General features: G+C 50.5%; 2 protein-coding genes and 2 pseudogenes. 3 read left to right on the top strand and 1 reads right to left on the bottom strand.

Annotated features, from left to right (window positions below):
* The first annotated feature begins 145 nt into the window (after nucleotides 1–145).
* The 3 genes and pseudogenes from nrdI to QZ506_RS07540 all read left to right on the top strand — a co-directional run.
* A complete protein-coding gene (nrdI, locus tag QZ506_RS07550; protein ID WP_291970147.1) occupies nucleotides 146–499 on the top strand; it encodes a class Ib ribonucleoside-diphosphate reductase assembly flavoprotein NrdI in 354 nt (117 codons plus the stop codon).
* A 44-nt stretch (nucleotides 500–543) separates the two neighbouring features.
* A pseudogene (gene nrdE, locus QZ506_RS07545) lies at nucleotides 544–2,625 on the top strand (class 1b ribonucleoside-diphosphate reductase subunit alpha).
* A gap of 24 nt (nucleotides 2,626–2,649) precedes the next feature.
* Nucleotides 2,650–3,024, top strand: a pseudogene (locus QZ506_RS07540) (ribonucleotide-diphosphate reductase subunit beta); the annotation flags it as partial.
* On the opposite strand, the gene QZ506_RS07535 reads toward QZ506_RS07540, so the two are convergent.
* Nucleotides 2,993–3,127 carry a hypothetical protein gene (locus QZ506_RS07535; protein WP_291970146.1) on the bottom strand — a complete coding sequence of 45 codons (135 nt, stop codon included), beginning with the start codon at nucleotides 3,125–3,127 and terminating at the stop codon, nucleotides 2,993–2,995. The pseudogene QZ506_RS07540 and the gene QZ506_RS07535 sit on opposite strands and share 32 nt — an antisense overlap.
* Between the last annotated feature and the right edge of the window lie 38 nt (nucleotides 3,128–3,165).

The following is a 3,165-nucleotide window of genomic DNA, read 5'->3' as shown; positions in this document are numbered from 1 at the left end:
GCTTTGTGTTTGATAATGGGATTGTTAGTATGAAGCATGAGAGTTACCTCGCGTTTTGTTTAAGGATCAGACACCCATATCAAAACCGGTAACTCTCAACCTTTCAAGGTCCAGTGTCAGATCTAGTCGCGACTAATACAGTTTTATCGCTTGTGTGGGTCTGCCCGCCCTGCGCATTCCGATAGCAGAAGACCAGCCGGTACTCAACGTGGCGCAACCGTTCATTCTGGTCGTGCCCAGCTACGGCGGAGGAAGCAGCAAAGGTGCCGTGCCGCACCAGGTCATTCGCTTCCTCAACGACGCCAACAACCGGGCCGGTCTGCGCGGCGTGATTGTGGCAGGCAATATGAACTTAGGCACCGCGTATTGTCTGGCTGGCGACATTATCGAGCAGAAATGCCAGGTGCCGTACTTGTATCGTTTTGAACTGCTCGGCACACCGGAAGATGTCATCAATGTGCGCAAAGGAGTAACCCAATTTTGGCAACAACATCCGTAATCAATACCCCCGCGCAGGGAAAAAGAGACAACGCGCTCAGTGCCATGCTGAATCCCTATGACGCTGACGGGCACATTCAGTTTGAAAAAGAACGGCTGGCGGCACGACGCTATTTCCTTCAGCACGTAAACCAGAATACGGTGTTCTTTCACAATCTGGAGGAGAAACTGCGCTATCTGGTAGAAGAAGGTTACTATGAAGCTGAGGTATTGGAACAGTATCAATTCAGCTTTATCAACAGACTGTTTCAGCAGGCCTATGCGCACAAATTCCGTTTTCAAACCTTCCTTGGCGCGTTCAAATACTACACCAGCTATACGCTGAAAACCTTTGATGGCAAACGCTATCTGGAACGCTATGAGGACCGTGTCTGTCTGGTTGCTTTGGCGTTGGCCAAGGGCAATACCCAACTTGCCAGCGCACTGGTCGATGAGATCATCAGCGGCCGCTTTCAACCCGCGACGCCAACCTTTCTCAACTGCGGTAAAAAACAGCGCGGTGAGTTGGTCTCCTGTTTTCTGTTGCGTATTGAAGACAACATGGAATCTATCGGGCGCACCATCAACTCAGCGTTGCAACTCTCCAAGCGTGGCGGCGGCGTTGCCTTTACCTTGACCAACATCCGTGAAACTGGCGCACCGATCAAACGTATTGAAAACCAGTCTTCCGGTATCATCCCCATCATGAAGATGCTGGAGGATGCTTTTTCCTATGCCAACCAGTTGGGTGCACGGCAAGGCGCTGGTGCTGTCTACCTCAATGCGCACCATCCCGACATTTTGCGTTTTCTCGATACCAAGCGTGAAAACGCCGATGAGAAAATCCGGATTAAAACTCTCTCTCTTGGCGTCGTGATCCCTGATATCACCTTCCAATTGGCGAAAACCAACCAGGTGATGTACCTGTTCTCTCCCTACGATGTGGAACAGGTGTATGGCCTGCCCTTCTCGGAAATCAGCGTGAGCGAGAAGTACCATGAGATGGTAAACGATGAACGCATCCGCAAATCACAGATCAAGGCGCGCGAGTTCTTCCAGATTCTGGCCGAAATACACTTTGAGTCTGGCTACCCCTACATGATGTTTGAAGATACGGTGAATCGCGCCAACCAGATTCATGGCCGAATCACTATGAGTAACCTGTGCTCGGAGATCCTTCAGGTCAACGAAGCCAGCCTTTACGATGACGACTTAGGCTATCGCCACATCGGAAAAGATATATCGCGTAATCTGGGATCGTTGAACATAGCCAAAACCATGGATTCACCAGATTTCGGCAATACGGTGGAAACCGCAATTCGCGCATTGACAGCGGTCTCTGACATGAGCCACATCGCTTCTGTGCCTTCCATCGCCAAAGGCAATGATGACTCCCATGCCATTGGCCTCGGGCAAATGAACCTGCACGGTTATCTGGCTCGGGAACGGATTTTTTATGGCTCACCGGAAGGCATCGATTTTACCAACATCTACTTCTACACCGTGGCATATCATGCACTGCGCGCCTCTAACCAACTGGCGATTGAGCGTGGGCGCACCTTTGCTGGGTTTGCACAATCGACCTATGCGTCCGGCGACTATTTTGCCAAATACATCGAACGCACCTAGCAGCCGGAAACGGAACGCGTGCGTGAACTGTTCGAGGCAGCGTAGATTGTTATTCCTTCACAGCAAGCATGGACCGAGTTACGCGATTCCGTGATGGCGCACGGGCTGTATAACCAGAACTTACAAGCGGTGCCGCCAACCGGCTCGATCTCTTACATCAACCATGCAACTTCCAGCATTCCCCCAATCGTGTCATGTATCGAGATCCGCAAAGAAGGCAAGATTGGTCGCGTTTACTACCCTGCCCCCTACATGACTAATGACAACTTGGATTACTACTAGGATGCTTACGAGATAGGTCCGGAAAAAATTATCGACACCTATGCTGCTGCCACCCAGCACGTCGATCAAGGGCTGTCGTTAACCCTGTTTTTCCGCGATACCGCCACCACACGGGATATCAATAAGGCACAGATTTATGCCTGGAAAAAAGACATTAAAACCATTTATTACGTGCGCATACGCCAGATGGCGCTGGAAGGCACCGAAGTACAAGGCTGTGTCTCCTGTGCGCTCTGATAGGTTTCTCGAAGGAATTTAACGATGACTCTGCTCACACGTGTAAAAGCGATCAACTGGAACAAAATCGAAGACGACAAGGATTTGGAAGTGTGGAATAGTCTGACCAGTAACTTCTGGCTGCCGGAGAAAGTGCCACTGTCGAACGACATTCCCTCTCGGAGCACGTTAACCCCCCAAGAGCGCCAGCTATCCATCCGCGTTTTTACTGGACTTACGCTGCTGGACACCATACAAAACACCGTGGGTGCCCCTACCTTTATGCCCGACGCCGTCATGTCGCATGAGGAAGCAGTACTGTCAAACATCAGCTTTATGGAAGCGGTACACGCCCGTTCATACAGTTCGATTTTTTCGACGCTCTGTCTCACCAGCGAAGTAGATGATGCCTATCGCTGGAGGGCTTTGTTGAATAATAGGGAATAATGCTGTTATGACACGCCTGATTTGGATTAAAATGCTGATCGCTCCGGGATGCATCACCACGCTCTGGATTTAACATACTGATTTTACGTCAAGGGAATCCGCAGCCTTTATGGC

It is taken from the genome of Candidatus Symbiopectobacterium sp. (assembly GCF_020054415.1).
GTDB lineage: Bacteria > Pseudomonadota > Gammaproteobacteria > Enterobacterales > Enterobacteriaceae > Symbiopectobacterium.
This window is presented reverse-complemented; position numbering and strand designations above follow the sequence as displayed.